A 20,883-nucleotide genomic window follows, 5' to 3' on the forward strand; every position below is an offset into this window, starting at 1 on the left:
GTAACCCGCACAACGTCACAAAAGCGGCATATCGTCACCTCGTCGGCTCCAGTTGTGCGTCCCTGCGGACCAACGCGGCGTAGCGGCCGTCGCGCGCCAACAGCTCCTCGTGCGTACCGCGTTCGGCGAGGCGCCCCGCGTCGAGGACCACGATCTGGTCGGCGCCCCGAATGGTCGACAGCCGGTGGGCGATGGTGACCGTGGTGCGGTTGGCCGAGAGGGCGTCGATGGCCTGCTGGACGGCGTGCTCGGTACGGGTGTCGAGGGCGCTGGTCGCCTCGTCGAGGATGAGCACCGGCGGATCCCGCAGGATGGTGCGGGCGATGGCGAGGCGCTGCTTCTCGCCGCCGGAGAAGCGGTGGCCGCGTTCGCCGACGACGGTGTCGTACCCGTCGGGCAGCGAGGCGATGTGGTCGTGGATCTGGGCCGCCTTCGCCGCCGCGTGCAGTTCCTCGTCGGTGGCGTCCGGCTTGGCGAAACGCAGATTGTCGGCGACGGACGCGTGGAAGAGGTACGTCTCCTGCGAGACGACGCCCACGGCCCGGGCGAGGGTGTCGAAGTCCAGGTCGCGCACGTCGACGCCGTCGAGGGTGACGCGGCCGCCCGTCACGTCGTACAGGCGGGGCACGAGGTGGCCCAGGGTCGACTTGCCGGCGCCGGTGGGGCCGACGACCGCGAGGCTGCTGCCGGCCGGGACGGTGACGTCGATGCCGTCGAGGATCGGGCCGCCCTTGCCGTCGTAGCGGAACTCGACGCCCTCGAAGCGGACCTCGCCCTTGACGCGGTCGAGGTGGACGGCGTCCTCGCGCTCGGTGATGTCGATGGGGAGGTCGAGATACTCGAAGATGCGCTGGAAGAGCGCGAGCGAGGTCTGGATCTGGACGCCGGTGGAGAGCAGGCTGACGGCGGGCCGGAACAGGCCCTGCTGGAGCGAGACGAACGCGACGATCGTGCCGATGGAGACCTGCGGGCCGCCGAGCTGGAGCGCCAGGCCCGCGGTCCAGTAGATGAAGGCCGGCATGGCGGCCATGACGATGGTGATGACCGCCATCCGCCAGCGGCCCGCCATGCTGGAGCGCACCTCGAGGTCGACCAGTTGCTCGGACTCGTCGGAGAACGCTTTGGTCAGCGAGTCGGAGCGGCCCATGGTGCGGCCGAGCAGGATGCCGCTGACGGAGAGCGACTCGGTGACGGTGGCCGCCATCGCGGCCATCTGCTTCTGCCGCTGGGTGGTGATCTTCTTGCGTTCGTTGCCGACGCGGCGGCTGATCCAGACGAAGACGGGCAGCAGGAGCAGCGACACGAGGGTGAGCCGCCAGTCGAGCGCGATCATCGCGACGATGGTGGCGACCACGCTGGTCGCGTTGGAGACCAGGGAGGTCGCGGTGGAGGTGACCGTCGCCTGCATGCCGCCGATGTCGTTCGCGATGCGGGACTGGACCTCGCCGGTGCGGGTGCGCGTGAAGAAGGCGAGCGACATGCGCTGGAGTCGGCCGTAGACGGCGGTGCGCAGATCGTGCATGACGCGCTGTCCGACCGTGGTGGAGATCAGCGTCTGGAGCACACCGAAGACGCTGGTGAGGACGGCGCTGAGGATCATGCCGAGCGCCAGCAGACTGAGCAGACCGGTGCGGCCCTGCGGGATCGCTACGTCGAGGATCTCCTTCAGCAGGAACGGCGTGGCGACGCCGACCAGCGACGAGGCGCCGACCAGCAGGCCGACGACCGCGAGGCGGCCTCGGTACGGGCGGAAGAGCCGCAGGATACGGCGGACCTGCCGCGGCTGCTCGGGGTCGGCTGCGGGTGGGGTCCAGCTGGGTTCGCGGTCGGGGTGCATGGGCTCCTACGGAGGTGGGCAGGCGCGGACTGACGGAGCTTAGCTCATTGTTACCTATGCTCACAATGAATGCAGTCCTGATATTGTTCCCGCATGACCATGCCCGATGCCGACGGCCCGCTCGCCGAGCAGCTGCTGCGCCTCACCCGCCGGGTGTACCGGATCCAGAAACGGCACCTGAAGGAGTGCGGCGTCGGCATCACTCCCGCGCAGTCCCGTCTGCTGCGTACGCTCGCGCACTACGAAGCGCCCCCGCGGATGGCCGACCTCGCCGAACGGCTGGAGGTGGTCCCGCGCGCCGTGACGACCCTGGTCGACGCGCTGGAGGCGAGCGGGAAGGTACGCCGGGTCCCGGACCCCACGAACCGTCGGGTGATCCGCATCGAACTCACCGACGACGGGCGCACCACGCTGCGCGAACTGCACCGGGCGCGGCGCTCGGCCGCGGAGGAGATCCTCGCGCCGCTGACGGACGACCAGCGGAAGGTCCTGGGCGGTCTGCTGGACACTCTGGTGGACGGGGGCACGGGTCGCGGCTGCTGAGCGCGCCGCGGTATCGGTGGGAGTCGGCTTGCGGGTCAGGGGCAGCGCGATCGCCGTGTCAGCGCGAGCGTCGCAGGCCGGCTCTGTCGCCCATGACGATCACGGGATGCCGCGCCGGATCGAGCGTGCGCAGCAGATACCGCATGGCCGTTTCGGACACGCTGACGCAGGCGGACGTGCCACTGCCGTGGTCCATGTGCAGCCAGATGCTTCCGCCCTTGCGCCGACCCTCGGGACGGGTGGGGTCGTTGGGGGACGTGCCCCTGATCCGGTTGTAGTCGATGGCGATGACGTAGTCGAAGTCGTGCCAGTGCGACGCGGCCCACCAGCGCGGTGCCGCGAACGCCGGTGAACGCGTGTACGGCAGCTTGGCGCCCGGGTCCGCGCGTACGCCGCCCGCGTCGCTCAGCGTGAACACACCGACCGGGCTGCGGTTGTCGCCCTCGTGGTGGTCGGTGGTCCAGCCCTTCTTGCCGTTGTGCGCGGGCCAACTGCGCACCCGTTCCCAGGTGGGGCCCTGCTTGCGGTAGTACACGACCGTGGCGTCCGCCGAGTTCCTGCCGTCGCCGTAGACCGCCACGGCTTGCCTCGATGTCGCGGGGATGCGTGCGTGCCAGTGGTCGCCGACGCCGGGGATGCGCGTCGGCTCCGCCACGTCGGCCGAGGGTGTCCGTGCCGTCCGGGCGGCTTCCGCGCCCGCGCCCGCGCCGGGCCGCGCGCCGTCGCACGCCGTGAGGATCGTCAGGACGGACGCGACGGCGGCCGCCGCGGCCACCGTCCGTCGAGTGCCGGTGGTGCGCATCGGCCCATGGTCGCACCGAGGACCCGCCGAGGGCGGGAAGGCGGGCGGTCCGAGGCGGGACCGGCCCGGACCGGATCCGAGCGGCACCGCGGAAAACCGTTTGCGCGCGGCCACGCCCCGACGTCAACCTGTCACGGTTTGCTGCCGCCGTGCGAGGCCGCCGCCCACGCACCCGCTCTCCTCCCCTCCCTGCCACGAGCCACTGGGACGTCATGCAGATTCAAGACCTTCCGTATCCCGACCCGGGTGTGCCCGACGCACGCTCCGGGCCCCGCTTCCTGTGGTGGCTCTTCAAGAACCAGTTGGACGGCCAGCTCAAGGCCCTCGCCTGGGGCATGCTCCACTTCCTGTCGGTGTCCGCGCTGCCGTTCTGCGTGGGCGTCGCCATCCAGGCCGTCGTCGACCGCTCCGGCGGCCGACTCGCCCTGGCGGGCGGGCTGTTGGCGCTGTGCTGTGCCGGCAGCGCGCTCGGCGACACCTTCCTGCACCGCGCCGCCGTCACCAACTGGATCACCGCCGCCGCCCGCGTCCAGCAGGTGCTGGCCCGCAAGGCCGCCCATCTGGGCTCGGCGCTGACCCGGCGGGTCGCGGCCGGCGAGGTCGTGGCCGTGTCGACGGGCGACGTCGAGAAGATCGGCTGGTTCGTGGAGGCGCTGTCCCGTTTCACGGCGGCCGCGGTCACCATCGTGCTGGTCTGTGTCGGGCTCGTCGTCTACCAGCCCGCGCTGGGCGTGATCGTCGCGGTGGGCCTGCCCGTGCTGGCGCTCGCCGTCCTTCCGCTGCTTCCGCGTGCGACCGGGCGGGCCGACGTGCAGCGCGAGAAGGCGGGCCGCGCCACGGAACTGGCCTCGGACACCGTCGCCGGCCTGCGTGTCCTGCGGGGCATTGGCGGCGAGGAACTCTTCCTCGACCGCTACCGCGCCGCCTCCCAGGAGGTGCGCCACGCCGCGGTGCGCAGCGCCCGTATGTGGTCCCTGATCTCCGCCATCCAGGTCCTGCTGCCGGGCCTGCTGCTGATCACCGTGGTCTGGTACGGCGTCCGGCTCACCGGTCAGGGCCGCGTCGACGTCGGCGAACTCGTCGCCGTCTACAGCTCGGTCATGATCCTCACCTACCCACTGCGGCACTTCGAGGAGATCGCGATGGCGTACTCCTTCTCGCGGCCGTCGGCCCGCCGTGCGGCGAGGGTGCTGTCCCTGGAGCGGGCCACCGACACCGGCGGCACCCTGACCGGCGGTGAACTGCCGTCCGGCGACCTGTACGACCCGGCGACCGGACTGCTCGCCCCCGCGGGCCGGTTCACGGCCGTGGTGTGCGGCGACCCGGACGCCGCCGGACGGCTGGCCGAACGGCTCGGCGGGCACCCCTCGGAGAAGAGCGAGTCCGTCCTGCTGGGCGGCGTGCCCCTGGACGAGGTGCCGCTGGGTTCCGCCCGTACGGCCGTCCTGGTGCAGGACAAGGACCCGGTGCTGCTCTCCGGCACCCTGCGCGAACTCCTCGACGTGCCCAAGTCGGGGGCCGTCGCCCCGGAACCGGCGCTGGCCGCCGCCCAGTGCGAGGACGTCCTGGCCGCTCTGGTCCAGGGGTCGGTCGACGCCGCGGACCCGATGGACGCGCGGATCACCGAACGCGGGCGGTCCTTGTCCGGTGGGCAGCGCCAGCGGCTCGCGCTCGCCCGGTCGCTGGTGACGGACCCGGAGGTGCTGGTCCTCGACGAGCCGACCTCGGCCGTCGACTCCCACACCGAGGCGCGGATCGCGCAGGGCGTACGGGACCTGCGGGCGGGGCGCACCACGGTCGTGTTCACCTCCTCGCCTCTGCTGCTGGACCGCGCCGACCGGGTCGTCCTCGTCCATGAGGGCGAGGTCGTCGCCGTCGGCGTCCACCGCGACCTGCTGCACTCCGAGCCGCGGTACCGGGCCGTCGTGACCCGCGAGCCCGACGATGGCCGGGACCACCACCGGGACGGGGACCGGCCGGTGGCGGCCGCGCACGGCTCCGCCCTGGTCGACGTCATGAAGGAACTGGAAGAGATCGAGGAGTCGGCATGATCGGCGTTGCGCCTCCGGCCTACGACCCGGCGGCCCCGACGACGGCGCACACGCTGCCGGTCGGCGCCCCCGCGACCGTACGCGCCTATGTGGCCGAGCTGTTCCGCAGGCACCGCCGCGCGTTCCTGCTCCTCGTCCTGGTGAACACCGTCGCGGTCGTCGCCTCCATGGTCGGGCCCTGGCTGCTGGGCGGGCTGGTGGAGCGTGTGTCCGACGGTGCCGCCGGGCGGGAACTCCGTCTGGAACTCACCGTCGGCCTGTTCGTCGCCGCACTTCTCGTCCAGGCCGCGTTCGTCCGGCAGGTGCGGTTGCGCGGGGCGATGCTCGGCGAGCGGATGCTGGCCGATCTGCGCGAGGACTTCCTCGTCCGGTCCGTCGGGCTGCCGCCGGGTGTGCTGGAGCGGGCCGGGACCGGCGATCTGCTGTCCCGGATCACCACGGACATCGACCGTCTCGCCAACGCGATGCGCGAGGCGGTGCCGCAACTGGCGATCGGTGTGGTCTGGGCGGCCCTGCTCCTTGGCGGGCTCGTCGTGACCGCTCCCCCGCTCGCCGCCGCCGTCCTGGTCGCGGTGCCGCTGCTGGTGGCGGGCTGCCGCTGGTACTTCCGGCGGGCACCGTCCGCCTACCGGTCGGAGGCCGCCGGGTACGCCGCCGTGGCCGCCGCGCTCACCGAGACCGTGGACGCCGGGCGCACGGTGGAGGCCCACCGGCTCGGCGAACGCCGGATCGAGCAGTCCGACCTGCGGATCAAGCAGTGGACCGCCTGGGAGCGCTACACCCTGTGGCTGCGGTCGGTGCTGTTCCCGGTCATCAACGTCACCCATGTGACCGTCCTGTCCTCCGTCCTGCTCATCGGCGGGGTGTTCGTCCTGCAGGGCTGGATCGGGGTCGGCCAGCTGACCACCGGTGCGCTGATCGCCCAGATGCTGGTGGACCCGGTCGGACTGATCCTGCGCTGGTACGACGAGCTCCAGGTGGCGCAGGTGTCCCTGGCCCGGCTGGTCGGGGTCCGGGACATCGAGCCGGACGCCGGGGACGCGCGGCTGACGCCGGACGGACGGGACGTGCACGCCGACCGTGTGCACTTCGGCTACCGGGAGGGCGTGGACGTGCTGCGCAAGGTCTCCCTGGAGGTCGCGCCCGGCACCCGGCTCGCCCTGGTCGGCCCCTCGGGCGCCGGCAAGTCCACCCTGGGCAGGCTGCTCGCCGGTATCTACGCGCCCCGGGACGGCCACGTCACCCTCGGCGGTGCCGAACTGTCCCGGATGCCCGCCGAGCGCGTCCGCTCCCATGTGGCCCTGGTCAACCAGGAGCACCACGTCTTCGTCGGCTCCCTCCGCGACAACCTCCTGCTCGCCCGCACCGGCGCCGGCGACCCCGAGCTGTGGGAGGCGCTGCGCGCGGTCGACGCGGACACCTGGGCCCGGGCGCTGGACGAGGGCCTGGACACCGAGGTCGGCTCCGGCGGGTTCGCGCTCACCCCGGCCCAGGCCCAGCAGATCGCGCTGGCCCGGCTGGTGCTGGCCGATCCCCACACCCTGGTCCTGGACGAGGCGACCTCGCTCCTCGATCCCCGGGCCGCCCGTCACCTGGAGCGCTCGCTGGCCCGGGTCCTGGACGGCCGCACGGTCGTCGCCATCGCCCACCGCCTGCACACCGCCCACGACGCCGATCTGATCGCCGTCGTGGAGAACGGACGCATCAGCGAGCTGGGCAGCCATACGGAGCTGGTGGCGGCGGACGGCGCCTACGCGGCGCTGTGGCGGTCCTGGCACGGGTGACGGCGACGCGGGAGAGGGCGGTCGGCGCGAGCCGCGCCGTACTCCGGGGGCCCGGCGCCCCGGGCCCCCGGAGTACGGCGCGGCTCGGTGAGGTCCGGCGGGTCCGGGACCACTCGCCCCGGCCGTGCCGTTGCGCGGGGGTGAAAAGGGGTGGAAGGCTGGATATCGGCACCGGTTCGGGGAGCACCCGGGAACCTCGCGGTTCGCGCCGGGTGCGGCCTGTGCCCCGCGTCGCGGCGCCACGCCGTCGACCGCGGTGACCTCGGGCCCTTCCCCACCACCTGGAGGTACCCGTGAACAGCGCCGACGGATGGGGTGACGACGTCTACCAGCCCGACAGCGACGAGCAGCGCGAGGACACCGGGCTCCTCGACGCGGAGGACACGCTGGAGGAGGACGGCGTCGACGATCCCCTCGACCGCGGCTGGTCCCCTCCGGAACGCCCCTGGGCGGTGGAGCACGACGGTGTCACCGCCGCCGAGCGCCACCGGGGCGAGAGCCTCGATCAGCGGCTCGCCGAGGAGCTGCCCGACCTCGCCACCCCCGACGGCGACGGTATGGGGGACGCCGAGGACACCGACGGTGAACTGCTCGACGAGGAGGTCGGCGCCGCGCGCTCCGGACGGCTCGTGGCACCGGACGAGGGTGCCCATGAGGACGAGGAGAGCGCACTCGTCGCCACCGACGTCGGTATCGACGGTGCGGCCGCGTCCGCGGAGGAGGCCGCGATGCACATCGTCGACGAGGACGCCCTGTCCGGCTGAGCCCTCCCCCGGTCCGTGCGGTCCGGCACCCGTCCTCCGGACCTCCGCCTCCCCTTCCGGCCCGCCGCCGTCACACGAGGAGTACGCATGCAGCAGGACAAGCACCCCGACTACCACCCGGTCGTCTTCCGTGACCGGGCCGCCGGCTACGCCTTCCTGACCCGGTCCACCGCGACCAGTGAGCAGACCATCGAGTGGGACGACGGCCAGACCTACCCGGTCGTGGACGTCGAGATCTCCTCGGAGAGCCACCCCTTCTACACGGGCAAGGCCCGCACGGTGGACACCGAGGGCCGCGTCGCCGCGTTCGAGCGGCGCTACGGAGGCGGCGGAGCCGGCCAGGGCGGCTGACCCGGCGTCCGGGCGGCGGGCGGATCGCCGCCCGGTCAGATCACGTTCAGCGCCGCCGCGCAGCCCACCCCGCCCAGCACCATGAACGCCGGCATCAGCACCTTGAGCTCCACCCAGCTGCCGGCCCGGAAGCGCATGAACTTCGGCGGGCCCAACGGGTACCAGCGCTTGCGTCCCACCGGGATGGGCCACAGGATCGGGCAGCCGGACACCGTGAGCGCGTCCCCGATGTCGTGCACCAGGGCACCCAGCACGACGGGCAGCCCCAGCCACAGATACTCCTGGCCCGGTGCCGTGAACAGCCAGTCCGAACCGTGACCGGGCTTGTCGAGGACACCCGCCAGGATCCAGGAGCTGGTCGCGGCGAGCAGCCACACCAGCACATCGGCGCTCGCGCCCCTCGTCGCACGCCACAGCAGGCCCTCGATGGCCAGCACCAGGTGGACGAAGAGGATCGCCAGCACCGCCCAGCGGTCCCCCGCCAGTGCCAGGGCCGAGGTGCCGCCGCCGATGAGGGCCGCCCACAGCCAGGTGTGCGTGAGCGTGCGGTGGCCGCCCGAGCGCCGCGGGTCGCCCGGCTTCTTCGTGCCCTTGTAGACGGCGTACGAGAGCTTGTCGACGATCTCGCACAGCCAGCGCGACAGCGGTCCGAAGGCCCGCGAGATGGTGGCCGCCTTGTGGTCGAGGTCCGGTGCCAGGGCGGCTCCGGCGCAGATGAGAGCACCGGTGAGGAGCACCGGCCACGGCATCCCGTGGCCCATGGCGGCGGCGGCCGCTCCGACGCCCAGCCAGGCGGCGGCCCCCGACAGTGAGTGCGCTGGTCCCATCATCGCCGTTGCCCGCCCCATTCCTCGTGTGCCGCTGTCCAGTTGACCCGGTCCGCTGACCTGCGGTCGGCGACACAGCGTAGCGTTCGCGATCTTCGTTCCCACAGCCGATTCCCCTGTGCGGGCACCGGGCAGGCAAGATGGGTGGGTGACCCTCATCGATCAGCTGCCGAAGACCGCCGACCCCGATGCCCTCTACGAAGCCTTCGAGTCGTGGGCCGGGGAGCGTGGTCTCACGCTCTACCCCCATCAGGAGGAGGCGCTGATCGAGGTGGTCTCCGGCGCGAACGTGATCGTGTCGACGCCCACCGGCTCGGGCAAGAGCATGATCGCGGCGGGCGCCCACTTCGCGGCGCTGGCCCGTGACGAGGTCACCTTCTACACCGCGCCGATCAAGGCGCTCGTCTCGGAGAAGTTCTTCGAGCTGTGCAAGCTGTTCGGCACGGAGAACGTCGGGATGCTGACGGGCGACGCGTCCGTCAACGCCGACGCCCCCGTGATCTGCTGCACCGCGGAGGTGCTCGCGTCGATCGCGCTGCGCGACGGCAAGAACGCCGATGTCGGCCAGGTCGTGATGGACGAGTTCCACTTCTACGCGGAGGGGGACCGCGGCTGGGCCTGGCAGATCCCCATCCTGGAGCTGCCGCAGGCGCAGTTCATCCTGATGTCGGCGACGCTCGGCGACGTCTCGATGTTCGAGCAGGACCTGACCCGGCGCACGGGCCGGCCGACCGCCGTCGTCCGCTCGGCGACCCGGCCGGTGCCGCTCTCCTACGAGTACCGCCTCACACCGCTCACCGAGACCCTGACGGAACTGCTGGAGACCAAGCAGGCGCCGGTCTACATCGTCCACTTCACCCAGGCGCAGGCCGTGGAGCGGGCGCAGGCGCTGATGAGCATCAACATGTGCTCGCGTGAGGAGAAGGACCAGATCGCCGAGCTGATCGGCAACTTCCGCTTCACCACGAAGTTCGGCCGGAACCTCTCCCGGTACGTCCGGCACGGCATCGGCGTCCATCACGCCGGCATGCTGCCCAAGTACCGGCGTCTGGTGGAGAAGCTCGCGCAGGCCGGGCTGCTGAAGGTCATCTGCGGTACCGACACCCTCGGCGTCGGTGTCAACGTACCCATCCGCACGGTGCTGTTCACGGCTCTGACGAAGTACGACGGCAGCCGGGTCCGGACGCTGCGCGCCCGTGAGTTCCACCAGATCGCGGGCCGGGCCGGGCGGGCCGGCTTCGACACGGCGGGCCTGGTGGTGGCGCAGGCTCCCGAGCACGTCATCGAGAACGAGAAGGCCCTCGCCAAGGCCGGTGACGATCCGAAGAAGCGCCGCAAGGTCGTCCGCAAGAAGGCCCCGGAGGGGTTCGTCGGCTGGACGGAGAACACCTTCGAGAAGCTGATCGCCTCCGAGCCGGAGCCGCTGACGTCCCGTTTCCGGGTCACGCACACCATGCTGCTGTCGGTGATCGCCCGTCCCGGCAACGCCTTCGAGGCGATGCGGCATCTGCTGGAGGACAACCACGAGCCCCGCAAGCAGCAGTTGCGGCACATCCGGCGCGCGATCGCGATCTACCGGTCGCTGCTGGACGGCGGCATCGTCGAGAAGCTCGACGAACCGGACGCGAGCGGCCGTATCGTCCGGCTCACGGTCGATCTCCAGCAGGACTTCGCACTCAACCAGCCGCTGTCGACCTTCGCGCTGGCCGCGTTCGAGCTGCTGGACCCGGAGTCGCCGTCGTACGCGTTGGACATGGTGTCCGTCGTGGAGTCCACGCTGGACGACCCGCGGCAGATCCTCGTCGCCCAGCTCAACAAGGCGAAGGGCGAGGCCGTCGCCGCGATGAAGGCGGACGGCGTGGAGTACGAGGAGCGCATGGAACGGCTCCAGGACATCTCCTACCCCAAGCCCCTGGAGGAGCTGCTCTTCCACGCGTACAACACGTACCGCAAGAGCCACCCCTGGGTCGGCGACCATCCGCTGTCCCCGAAGTCCGTCGTGCGGGACATGTACGAACGCGCGATGTCGTTCACGGAGTTGGTGTCGTTCTACGAGCTGGCCCGTACCGAGGGCATCGTGCTGCGCTACCTCGCCAGCGCCTTCAAGGCCCTCGACCACAACATCCCCGACGACCTGAAGTCCGAGGATCTGCAGGACCTGATCGAGTGGCTGGGCGAGATGGTGCGGCAGGTCGACTCGAGCCTGCTCGACGAGTGGGAGCAGCTCGCCAACCCCGAGGTGATGACCGCCGAGGAGGCCCAGGAGAAGGCCGACGAGGTCAAGCCGGTCACCACCAACGCGCGTGCCTTCCGGGTCCTGGTCCGCAACGCCATGTTCCGGCGGGTGGAGCTCGCCGCGCTCGACCACGTCGAGGAGCTGGGCGAGATGGACGCGGAGTCCGGCTGGGACGCCGACGCGTGGGGCGAGGCGATGGACAAGTACTGGGACGAGTACGACGACCTCGGCACCGGGCCGGACGCCCGCGGTCCCAAGCTCCTGGTGATCGAGGAGGAGCCGGCGAACCGGCTGTGGCGGGTCCGCCAGATCTTCGACGACCCCAACGACGACCACGACTGGGGCATCAGCGCGGAGGTCGATCTCACGGCCTCCGACGCGGAGGGCCGCGCGGTCGTCCGTGTCACCGACGTCGGCCAGCTGTGAGCTCAGGAGAGACGCACCCATGACGACCAACCCGGCCGAAAGGCTCGTCGACCTGCTCGACCTGGAGCAGATCGAGGTCAACATCTTCCGTGGCCGCAGCCCGCAGGAGTCGCTGCAGCGGGTGTTCGGCGGCCAGGTGGCCGGCCAGGCGCTGGTCGCGGCCGGACGCACCACCGAGGGCGACCGCCCCGTGCACTCGTTGCACGCGTACTTCCTTCGCCCGGGACGGCCCGGGGTGCCGATCGTGTACCAGGTCGAGCGGGTCCGGGACGGCAGGTCGTTCACGACCCGCCGGGTCACCGCCGTGCAGCAGGGCCGCACGATCTTCAATCTCACCGCCTCCTTCCACAAGCCCGAAGAGGGAAGCTTCGAGCATCAGTTGCCGCCGGCCCGCGAGGTCCCGGCGCCCGAGTCGCTGCCGACGGTCACGGACGAGATCCGTGAGCATCTCGGCGCACTGCCGGAGCAGTTGGAGCGGATGGCCCGGCGCCAGCCCTTCGACATCCGCTATGTCGACCGGCTGCGCTGGACCGACGACGAGGTCAAGGGCGCCGATCCGCGCAGCGCCGTGTGGATGCGCGCGGTCGGGCCGCTGGGCGACGATCCGCTGGTGCACACCTGCGCGCTGACGTACGCCAGCGACATGACGCTCCTCGACGCCGTGCGCATCCCGGTCGAACCCCTGTGGGGCAAGCGGGGCTTCGACATGGCCTCGCTGGACCACGCCATGTGGTTCCACCGGCCCTTCCGGGCGGACGAGTGGTTCCTCTACGACCAGGAGTCGCCGATCGCGGTCGGCGGGCGGGGACTCGCCCGGGGCCGGATCTACGACCGGGAGGGCCGTCTGCTGGTGTCCGTCGTCCAGGAGGGACTGTTCAGGGCGCTGTAGCCGCGGAGGATCGGCGCCGGAACCGGCCCAGGAGCCGACGCGGTGTCTTCGGTCCCCCGAGTGGGGGTGCGAGGGCCCGTGGCGGGGCGGGGGCCCGGCGTGGCGTGGGGCGCGGTGCGGGACCGGCCTCCCGCGCCTCCCGCACGAGCGCCGCCAACTCGGTCCGCAGCAGGCCGATCTCGTCCGCGTCGGCCGCGGTCATGATCCGCTCGGCGATGCGTGCGGCGGGTGTTCCCGGAGCGCCTGCCACCGGCGGGCCGGGCCGGAAGCGGCCCAGATGCGAGCGCTCGTAGGGGTCGGGGACGGCCTCCGCGATCTCGACCGGGTCGAGGAACGCGGCGTACGCGCCGGCTCTCTCCCAAGGGTCCTGCGACTGGCGCAGCAGGAAGCCCCGGTGCCGCCCCCGCCAGTTGCGCGGTCGCAGGTCCACACCCGCGTCCAGCAGGGCCCGCGGTCCCTCGGGCATCCGGCGGGCCTTCAGGAGCGGGACGTTCTCCTCGTCAGCGGCGAACCGCCGCAGCTCCTCCGCGAGATAGAGCCAGACGACGGCTCGGTACCGGTTCAGGTACCACTTGGTCGGGACGACCAGGCCCAGGCGGGCGAGGCGGGTGAACCGGCCGGCGGGGATGTCCAGGAGCCGCGCGCCCTCGGCCGTACCGACGACCTCGATCCGTGCGAGCAGCGCGTCCGGGAAGCCGTCCGCCGAGCGCACCCGGTCGATCTCGGACCGGGTGACGCGGCGGGCGCCGCCCCCGCCCTCGCCGGGGACGGTCCGGATCAGGCCGAGGTGGACGGCGAGGTCCAGGTCGCTCCGCCTGAGCCCGAGTTCCCGTGCCGCACGGCTCGGCGTGCAGGAGCGGTCGTGCGCTGTCGTGATGGTGTCGCCGGGCATGGTGTGTCTCCCCCGTGGAGTCGATCGGTCACGCTCGGTGCGTGCCCCGTGACAGAAATGTAGCCCGGCCGCCGCATCGCGTGGCGAGCCTGTGGATAACTCCGTCGGGGTCGACGAAACAGCAGGTCAGGGACTCGGAAGACGGAGGTCAGTCCGGGAGCGGGGCCGCTCCCGGCATGCGCGCGTCCACGTCGAGGTGCTCACCTACCCGGTTGACGAGAAGGGTCATCTCGTAGGCGATCTGCCCGATGTCGCCCTCCGCGCCGCTGAGCACGCACAGGCAGCTGCCCGCCCCCGCGGCGGTCACGAACAGGACCGCGTCATCGAACTCGATCATGGTCTGCCGCACTCTGCCCGCGCCGAAGTGCCGCCCCGAGCCCTTGGCCAGGCTGTGCAGCCCCGACGAGACGGCGGCGAGGTGCTCGGCGTCCTCGCGCCTGAGTCCCTTGCTCGCCCCGGTCACCAGCCCGTCGTTCGACAGCACCAGCGCGTGTCGCACATGGTCGACACGTTGTGTCAGGTCGTCCAGCAGCCAGCCTAGTTTCTGGTTCTGCGCCATGGTCGGTCTCCCCGTGTAGATGCGTCCTCCGGCACCGGAGGAACTTCTCGACACCATTCCGGACCATCCGGCCCCCGGGCAAGGAGGATGGGGGGCATGGCGAAGAAGATGACCGAGGACGAATGGCGGGCGTTCGTCTCGCAGGGCACCCGCACCGGAAAGCTCTCCACGGTGCGGGCCGACGGCAGCCCGCATGTGACGCCGATCTGGTTCGTGCTGGACGGGGACGATCTGGTGTTCAACACCGCCGCGTCCAGCGTGAAGGGCCGCAACGTCGTCCGTGACGGCCGCGTGGCGCTGTGCGTGGACGACGACCGTCCGCCGTACTCCTTCGTGGTGATCCAGGGGCGCGCGCGGGTGTCGGAGGATCTGGGCGAGTTGCGGCACTGGGCCGGGCGGATCGGGGCCCGCTACATGGGTGAGGACCGCGCCGAGGAGTTCGGGGCCCGCAACGGCGTGCCCGGTGAACTCCTCGTCCGCGTCTCGATCGACAAGGTGCTGGCGGAGCGCGGCGTCGCCGACTGATCCGGCGGCACCCGGCGGGGCCGGTCAGCCGACGGAGTCGAGCAGCCGGGCGGTGTGCATCCGCCCGGCGTACTCGACGAGGCGGATCAGCACCTCCTTGCCCGAGTCGCGGTCCCGGGCGTCGCAGAGGACGACCGGTGTCCCCTGGTCGAGGTCCAGGGCGCGGGCGACGTCCTGGGCGCCGTACGACCGGGCGCCGGGGAAGCAGTTCACGGCCACCACGAACGGGATGTGCCGGTGCTCGAAGAAGTCGACGGCGGGGAAGCAGTCCTCCAGGCGGCGGGTGTCCGCGAGGACCACGGCCCCGAGGGCGCCCTGGGAGAGTTCGTCCCACAGGAACCAGAAGCGGTCCTGGCCGGGGGTGCCGAAGAGGTAGAGCGACAGGCCGGACCGGATGGTGATGCGCCCGAAGTCCATGGCGACCGTCGTCGTGACCTTGTGGTCCACGCCGTCGGTGTCGTCCACCGACTGCCCCACCTCGCTGAGCAGTTCCTCGGTGCGCAGCGGCTTGATCTCGCTGACCGCGCCCACCAGGGTCGTCTTGCCCACGCCGAACCCGCCGGCGACAAGGATCTTCAACGCCAGGGCGGACGTGTCGCCGTCGAAGGCGTCGGAGTGCTCGGAGACCATCGATCACTTCTCTCTGGAGTGCCGGCATCGGTCGACGTCACTGCGCGAAGTCAGCATCATGACAACGGACCCTCCGCTTCGTGGGGTTGGACCGCTTTTTGCCCGATGCGACCGTCTCGTACCTGTTCGATGTCCGTACGGGTGCGCGCGGAGGGCCGTACGGACCGCGTGGGTTCGGAAATCTCACACCCTCCCCTCTTGTCGGTGTCCCGCGCGCGGGGTGGCTACAGCGCACGCAAGCCCTCGATGACCTCGCGCAGGATGCGTTCGTCGGGCAGGTGGGCGGGCGGGACCGGGCGGCTGACGGTGACCCGCCCGCGTTCGAGGAGGTCGCCGAGGAGCACCCGGACCACGCCGACGGGCAGGTCGGCGCCCGCCGCCAGTTCCGCGACCGACTGGGTCTCCGGCCGGCACAGCTCGATCAGGGCGCGGTGTTCCGGCCCGAGGGTGCTGTCGTCGTCGCCCTCGGGTGCGGTGCCGGCGAGGGTGACGAGGGCGATCAGGTCGAACCGCACCCCGGCGGGCCCGGGTCGGGTGCGTCCGCCCGTCATGGCGTACGGACGCACCAGGGGCCCGGCCTCGTTGTCGTACCACTGGCTGCCCTGCTCGCGCCGGTGGTCCTGGTCTTGCGCGTTCATGTGCGCCGGCCGCCCTTCGCTCTCAGCCCCCGGCGGGCGGCCGGGTGGTGGTGCGGGTCGGGGTGCGCAGGTGCTCGCCGACGCGTTTGACCATCCGCGCCATCTCATAGGCCACGAGGCCGATGTCGGCGGTCACCGCGGTCAGGACGGCGAGGCAGGAGCCGTCGCCCGCCGCCGCCACGAAGAGGAAGGCGTCGTCCATCTCGACCATGGTCTGGCGCACTCCGCCGACCCCGAAGTGGCGGCCGGTGCCCTTGGCGAGCGAATGGAACCCGGAGGCGACGGCGGCGAGATGCTCGGCGTCGGAGCGGCGCAGATCGGACGACGAGCCGACCGCGAGCCCGTCGTTGGAGAGCACCACGCCGTGCCGTACCTCGCTCACCCGTGCCACCAGGTCGTCCAGCAGCCAGTCGAGTTCGCCGGACCGGCCGGCGGCCCTCATGCTCGGTTCCGGGATCATGCGAAATCTCCTTCGCTGCCTTCGTGGCGCAGTGCGGGGTCGGATGGGGTTCCGCTGCCGGGCGGCCTGCCGCCGCCGCGTGTCCACCCCTCGCGGTAGGCGGCCATGCGGTCCCTGACCATCTCGGGGGTCCGCCCGTGATCGGGCCCGTCCTCCGGTCCGGTCCGCGCGGGCTCGTCCGTCCGGCGTTCGCGCAGCTGGGGCGCGAGGTTCGCCTGCCGCACCCGCCGTGGCAGGTCGTCGGTGGTGCCGGAGTCGTCCGGGGGCCGGTGAAGTCGCAAGGTCGTGACTCCGGGGGGTGAGGTGCGGGTCGGCTCGGGCGCGGGCGGCGCGGACGCCACCAGGGCCGGGCGTTCGGCGGCCGTGGGGACGGACTCCTGGCGCCGCTCGGGCCCGCGCGCGTAGTCGTGTTCCGCGGGCCCTGCGGCGTCGGCCGCGGCGTGGGCGTGGGCCCGGGCGGAACGTTCCGTCGGGCCGGCGTGCAGCAGCGCCGTGGGCAGCAGCACCACGGCGGTGGTGCCGCCGTAGGGCGAGGTGCTCAGGTGCACCTTGATGTGGTGCCGGGCGGCGAGCCGGCTGACGACGAACAGGCCGAGTCGGTCGCTGTCGAACAGGTCGAGCGCCTCGGACTGTTCGATCCGCCGGTTGGCCTCCTCGAGGGCCTCCTTGCCCATGCCGAGGCCACGGTCCTCGACCTCGACGGCGTACCCGTTGCCGACGGGCTCGCCGGTGATGCGCACACGCGTGTGCGGGGGCGAGAACTGGGCCGCGTTCTCCACGAGTTCGGCCCGGAGGTGGGTGAGGTCCGCGACGGCCGCTCCGAGAACGGAGGCCTCCGGGAGCCGGCGTACCTCTACGCGCGCGTAGTCCTCCACCTCCGAGACGGCCGCGCGCACCACGTCGGTGAGGGAGACCGGCATCCGCCAGGCCCTCCCCGGGGCCGCTCCGGAGAGGATGATCAGGCTCTCGGCGTGGCGCCGCATCCGTGTGGTGAGGTGGTCGAGCCGGAAGAGGTCGCTCAGTTCGTTCGGGTCGTCGCTGCGCCGCTCCATGCTGTCCAGCAGGCTCAGCTGCCGGTGCACGAGGACCTGGCTGCGGCGTGCGAGGTTCACGAAGATCCCCGAGACACCGCTGGCGAGTTCGGCGCGCTCCACGGCCGCCCGCAGGGCCGCGCGGTGCACGGTGTTCAGGGCCTCGCCGACCTGGCCGGTCTCGTCCTCGGCCGGTGGTCCTGGCGGTGCCTCGCTGCGGACGTCGATCTCCTCGCCGGCGCGCAGTCTCCGCATGGCCTCGGGGAGTTTGTGGCGGGCGATCTCCAGAGCCGTGTCCCGCAGGGTCACGAGTTCCACGACGAGCCCGCGGCCGATGCGCACGGAGATGACGAGGGACGCGGCGACGGCGAGCAGCCCGAAGAGCACGGCGGCGCCGGCCGGGGTGAGCAGCCCCCGGGTGAACGGGTCGGCGCGGTCGGCGACCGCGCGTCCGGCGTCCTGCTGGATGGTCCGCATCGCGCTCTGCACGCGCGTGTGTGCCGCGCTCCAGCCGGCCCCCGGCCCGGCGGTCGTGCCAGGCGCCGGTGAGCCGGGCGGGGTGGCGGTGACCGTGTCCTCCAGGGCCGTGACGGTCGCGTAGTCCTCGCCGGTGGCGAGACGCCGCCAGGCGGCGCGTTGGGTGCCGCTCAGGTCGGCGACGGCGGAGTCGGTGAGCGTACGGCGGACACCGACGGCGCCGGTGAACAGCCGTAGCCGCGGTCCGTCGAGGCGCCCGGCGAGGCGCGCGCTGTCCAGCACCGCCTGCTCCTGGGCGAGCGCCTCTCCCGCGCGGGCGAACTCGAGCAGCACGCGCGCGTCGGAGCCGAGTTCGGCGTCCTGGACGCCGGTCAGCGCGCCCAGTACGGCGAAGGCGCTCCCGATGCTCTCGGTGTACTGCCCGTACGCCGCCTGCCAGCGGGAGCGGTGGTCGAGGACGTCGTCCCGCACCACGCTCAGCCGCTCCGCGCCCGTCACGAAGTCCTTCAGGCGCGGGGCCACGCCGGCGGGGAACTCCTCACCGTCGGCGACCGTGTTGCGCTTCCCGAGCCGGAGCTTGCCCACCGCGGTGCGACTGTCCTCGGCGGCCTTCCTGAGGTCGGCCGCGCGTCCGGCGGACGGATCGGTCGCGTACCGGACCGCCGCCGCACGCTCGGCCTGGAGCGCGGCGACGGCGGCCGCGACGGGGTTCCGGATGCCGTCGTCCACGCGCTGGAGCTGGCGCAGCCGGGCGACGTCCTGTGCGGTGGTCACGCTGGCGAAGGCCCACAGGGCCAGCAGCGAGACGACCGGGACCATCAGCAGGCAGACGATCTTGGCGCGGACCGTGCGGGGGCGCAGGGCGCGTCCCGCGCGCGGGGGCGCGGTCCCGGCGCCGACGCCCGGTGTGTCCTCGGGGCCTTCGTCGGCCGGTGGTCCGGCGTGCGCGCGGCGTCCGCGCACGGGCGGCGGGGACGGTGATCCGGCGTCGACTGCGGTGCTGCTGCGGGGTGTACGCATGGCCTCCTCGATCGGGAGTGGTTCGTGACCTGCTCCGACGGGCCGTGCGGCCCCGTGGGCACGGTCAGCCGGCGGCGCGTCCCAGCGGGCGGGGGGCCGGAGCGGTCGCGTCACGCTCTGCCTTGGCGGGCGACAGCGCGACGAAGGCGGAGGTCAGGAAGAGGTAGGACCCGAGGCCGACGGCGAGGGGGAAGATGAACTGCATCGCCGTGGCCCCGGGCAGGACCCCACCGGCCGGGACGACGTCCACGCGGACCGCGAACATCCCGGTGTAGTGCATGCTGCTGACCGCCGCGCCCATGATCAGTGAGGCGATGGCGACCGCGACGGGCGACTTGATGTTGAGCGCGGCCCACAGTGCGGCCGTCGCCGCGGCGACGGCGATCAGGACCGAGAGCCCGACCAGGGTGGGGTCGTAGGTGATGTCGCCGTTGAGCCGTACGGCGGCCATGCCCAGGTAGTGCATGCTCGCCACCCCGAGTCCGGTGGTCAGGCCGCCGAGGAACAGCGCGCGCGTGCGGTCCTTGCTGTAGCCGACGGCGAAGACCCCGCCGCAGACGACGGCCATGGCGACGAGAAGGCTCAGCACGGTGAGCGGCACGTCGTAGCGGATGTCGGTGCCGCTGACGCTGAAGCCGAGCATGGCCACGAAGTGCATGGTCCAGATGCCGGTGCCGATCGCCGAGGCCGCGGTGACGAGCCAGTTGCGGCGGGAGCGGCCGGTGGCGCCGAGCGCTCGTACGGTGCACCGCAGTCCCAGCGCGGCGCCCGTGCACGCCATCACGTACGACAGTGCGGGGGTCAGCCAGCCGAGAGCGGCGTGGTCCAGGTGTCCCATGGCCCCGGGACGCTAGCCGGGGCACGGGCGCACGAAGGGGGCGCATTTCGAAAGGTGTTGGAATATGACCCGGAGATGCGCCGGAACGACCGCCTGAGGCTCGAACATGTGCACAGCGGCGTCATCCGTGCCGGTGAGGGATCATGCGGAACATGAGCGACGACCACACACACGTGCAGGAGTTCTTCACCGCCCGAGCCGCCGGCTGGGACAGCCGCTTCCCGGACGACGGGCCCGTCTACGCGGCGGCCGTCGCCGAGTTGGGCCTGGGCGAGGGCGATCGTGTGCTCGACGCGGGCTGCGGCACCGGCCGCGCTCTGCCGCCGCTGCGCGCTGCCGTGGGCGCCTCGGGAGTGGTCCTGGGGGTCGATCTCACCCCGGCCATGCTGGAGGCCGCCCTGGACGCCGGACGCGACCGGGACGGGCGGCTGCTGCTCGCCGACGTGGCCGCCCTGCCGTTGCGGGCCGAGTCGCTGGACGCGGTGTTCGCGGCGGGCCTCATCGCGCATCTGCCGCATCCGGCGGACAACCTGCGGGAGTTGGCCCGGGTCGTGCGCCCCGGCGGCACGCTGGCGCTGTTCCATCCGATCGGCCGGGCGGCGCTGGCGGCCCGGCACGGCCGCCGGCTGACCCCGGACGATCTGCGCGCCGAGGCCAACCTGCGGCCGCTCCTCGCCGGCTCCGGGTGGCGTATGACGTCGTACGTCGACGAGGACGACCGCTTCCTGACTCTGGCGACACGGACATCCTGACCGCCTCGAGGTTTGTGCGGGTCCCGCGGCGGCGAGGCCCCCTTATGCAGCGGTGACCCCGGCTCCTAGGTTGGGGGACCGGAAGATGAGCGTTCGACATCCGTGGTCGCGGTCATGCGTCCGACAGGGGGAAGGTGTCCATATGTGGAACAGGTTGCGCGAGTCGTCGGCCAGAGTCTTCCGCTCCATGCGTCTGGAGCCGGACAGCCGCAAGGACTCGGGCACGCACAATCTGTTCGAGGCGGCCGCCGTGTATGTCTCGGCCCGCGCGACGGACGACGAGGAGCGAATAGAGGAGGCCAGCGGCTGGGTGTCTCCTGAGGCCCTGTCCTTCGGGGTGAGCGAGCTGGCCTGCCGGGCCGTCCTCACCCTCGCCCGTGAGCGCGAGGAGTCTCCGCAGGCCGTCGCTCGGGCGCTCCTGGGGCTTCCGGCGGCGTGACATAGGGCTCGTCATGGGTGGCGTTCGCGGTGGATTTCGCCCCGTGCGGCCGGAAACCTGCAGGCCCGGGTGTGTCTGGGAGTCGTGACAAGGGGCTTGCGGGCGCACTAGG

Annotated in this window: 20 protein-coding genes; 10 read left to right on the forward strand and 10 right to left on the reverse strand. The window is 72.2% G+C overall.

What is annotated here, in order from left to right; all coding sequences use genetic code 11:
• Positions 1–34 precede the first annotated feature (34 nt).
• The gene (locus tag DC008_RS03860) at positions 35–1,837 is read right to left on the reverse strand and encodes an ABC transporter ATP-binding protein (protein ID WP_108705721.1); all 1,803 of its coding nucleotides are present in this window, start codon (positions 1,835–1,837) and stop codon (positions 35–37) included.
• Positions 1,838–1,930: 93 nt separating this feature from the next.
• Here DC008_RS03860 and DC008_RS03865 point away from each other — a divergent pair, with 93 nt between their 5' ends.
• Complete coding sequence (locus DC008_RS03865) at positions 1,931–2,380, forward strand: MarR family winged helix-turn-helix transcriptional regulator (protein WP_108705722.1); 450 nt, start codon at positions 1,931–1,933, stop codon at positions 2,378–2,380.
• 58 nt (positions 2,381–2,438) lie between these two features.
• Here the strand turns inward: DC008_RS03865 and DC008_RS03870 are convergent, their stop codons facing one another.
• Positions 2,439–3,182: a L,D-transpeptidase family protein gene (locus tag DC008_RS03870; protein WP_108705723.1), complete on the reverse strand. Its 744-nt coding sequence runs from the start codon at positions 3,180–3,182 to the stop codon at positions 2,439–2,441.
• A 212-nt stretch (positions 3,183–3,394) separates the two neighbouring features.
• Here DC008_RS03870 and DC008_RS03875 point away from each other — a divergent pair, with 212 nt between their 5' ends.
• The 4 genes from DC008_RS03875 to DC008_RS03890 all read left to right on the forward strand — a co-directional run bounded on the left by DC008_RS03875 (position 3,395) and on the right by DC008_RS03890 (position 8,132).
• Positions 3,395–5,233: an ABC transporter transmembrane domain-containing protein gene (locus DC008_RS03875; protein WP_108705724.1), complete on the forward strand. Its 1,839-nt coding sequence runs from the start codon at positions 3,395–3,397 to the stop codon at positions 5,231–5,233.
• A complete protein-coding gene (locus DC008_RS03880; RefSeq protein WP_108705725.1) occupies positions 5,230–7,017 on the forward strand; it encodes an ABC transporter ATP-binding protein in 1,788 nt (595 codons plus the stop codon). Before DC008_RS03875 ends, DC008_RS03880 begins: the two co-directional genes overlap by 4 nt.
• Before the next feature lie 293 nt (positions 7,018–7,310).
• A complete protein-coding gene (locus DC008_RS03885; protein ID WP_055622272.1) occupies positions 7,311–7,781 on the forward strand; it encodes a DUF5709 domain-containing protein in 471 nt (156 codons plus the stop codon).
• Between the two features lie 87 nt (positions 7,782–7,868).
• Positions 7,869–8,132, forward strand: coding sequence for a type B 50S ribosomal protein L31 (locus DC008_RS03890; protein WP_108705726.1), 264 nt, complete (start codon positions 7,869–7,871; stop codon positions 8,130–8,132).
• A 35-nt stretch (positions 8,133–8,167) separates the two neighbouring features.
• On the opposite strand, the gene DC008_RS03895 is transcribed toward DC008_RS03890, so the two are convergent.
• Positions 8,168–8,962, reverse strand: coding sequence for a metal-dependent hydrolase (locus DC008_RS03895; protein WP_108705727.1), 795 nt, complete (start codon positions 8,960–8,962; stop codon positions 8,168–8,170).
• Between the two features lie 145 nt (positions 8,963–9,107).
• Here DC008_RS03895 and DC008_RS03900 point away from each other — a divergent pair, with 145 nt between their 5' ends.
• The gene (locus DC008_RS03900) at positions 9,108–11,621 is read left to right on the forward strand and encodes a DEAD/DEAH box helicase (protein ID WP_108705728.1); all 2,514 of its coding nucleotides are present in this window, start codon (positions 9,108–9,110) and stop codon (positions 11,619–11,621) included.
• Positions 11,622–11,640: 19 nt separating this feature from the next.
• The gene (locus DC008_RS03905) at positions 11,641–12,510 is read left to right on the forward strand and encodes an acyl-CoA thioesterase (RefSeq protein WP_108705729.1); all 870 of its coding nucleotides are present in this window, start codon (positions 11,641–11,643) and stop codon (positions 12,508–12,510) included.
• Here the strand turns inward: DC008_RS03905 and DC008_RS03910 are convergent.
• Together DC008_RS03910 and DC008_RS03915 are read right to left on the reverse strand one after the other, a co-directional pair.
• Positions 12,497–13,402: a DUF6397 family protein gene (locus DC008_RS03910; RefSeq protein ID WP_108705730.1), complete on the reverse strand. Its 906-nt coding sequence runs from the start codon at positions 13,400–13,402 to the stop codon at positions 12,497–12,499. The genes DC008_RS03905 and DC008_RS03910 overlap by 14 nt on opposite strands.
• Positions 13,403–13,550: 148 nt before the next feature.
• On the reverse strand, positions 13,551–13,961 hold the full coding sequence (locus DC008_RS03915; RefSeq protein ID WP_108705731.1) for a roadblock/LC7 domain-containing protein: 411 nt from the start codon (positions 13,959–13,961) through the stop codon (positions 13,551–13,553).
• 96 nt (positions 13,962–14,057) lie between these two features.
• Between DC008_RS03915 and DC008_RS03920 the strand changes: the two genes are divergently transcribed.
• Positions 14,058–14,486, forward strand: coding sequence for a PPOX class F420-dependent oxidoreductase (locus DC008_RS03920; protein WP_108705732.1), 429 nt, complete (start codon positions 14,058–14,060; stop codon positions 14,484–14,486).
• 24 nt (positions 14,487–14,510) lie between these two features.
• Here DC008_RS03920 and DC008_RS03925 read toward each other — a convergent pair whose 3' ends face one another.
• From DC008_RS03925 to DC008_RS03945, 5 genes are all read right to left on the reverse strand, one after another.
• On the reverse strand, positions 14,511–15,116 hold the full coding sequence (locus DC008_RS03925) for a GTP-binding protein (RefSeq protein WP_108705733.1): 606 nt from the start codon (positions 15,114–15,116) through the stop codon (positions 14,511–14,513).
• A 224-nt stretch (positions 15,117–15,340) separates the two neighbouring features.
• Positions 15,341–15,754: a DUF742 domain-containing protein gene (locus DC008_RS03930; protein ID WP_108705734.1), complete on the reverse strand. Its 414-nt coding sequence runs from the start codon at positions 15,752–15,754 to the stop codon at positions 15,341–15,343.
• Positions 15,755–15,776: 22 nt separating this feature from the next.
• Entirely contained in the window at positions 15,777–16,214 is a 438-nt protein-coding gene (locus DC008_RS03935) for a roadblock/LC7 domain-containing protein (RefSeq protein ID WP_108705735.1), read from the reverse strand.
• A complete protein-coding gene (locus tag DC008_RS03940) occupies positions 16,211–18,742 on the reverse strand; it encodes a sensor histidine kinase (RefSeq protein WP_108705736.1) in 2,532 nt (843 codons plus the stop codon). Before DC008_RS03940 ends, DC008_RS03935 begins: the two co-directional genes overlap by 4 nt.
• 64 nt (positions 18,743–18,806) lie before the next feature.
• Positions 18,807–19,580 carry an MHYT domain-containing protein gene (locus DC008_RS03945; protein ID WP_108705737.1) on the reverse strand — a complete coding sequence of 258 codons (774 nt, stop codon included), beginning with the start codon at positions 19,578–19,580 and terminating at the stop codon, positions 18,807–18,809.
• A gap of 152 nt (positions 19,581–19,732) precedes the next feature.
• Here DC008_RS03945 and DC008_RS03950 point away from each other — a divergent pair, with 152 nt between their 5' ends.
• On the forward strand, positions 19,733–20,332 hold the full coding sequence (locus DC008_RS03950; protein WP_108710558.1) for a class I SAM-dependent methyltransferase: 600 nt from the start codon (positions 19,733–19,735) through the stop codon (positions 20,330–20,332).
• 142 nt (positions 20,333–20,474) lie between these two features.
• Complete coding sequence (locus DC008_RS03955; protein ID WP_055622285.1) at positions 20,475–20,771, forward strand: hypothetical protein; 297 nt, start codon at positions 20,475–20,477, stop codon at positions 20,769–20,771.
• The last annotated feature ends 112 nt before the right edge of the window (positions 20,772–20,883 follow it).

It is taken from the genome of Streptomyces nigra, assembly GCF_003074055.1.
In the GTDB taxonomy this organism is placed as follows: Bacteria; Actinomycetota; Actinomycetes; order Streptomycetales; family Streptomycetaceae; genus Streptomyces; species Streptomyces nigra.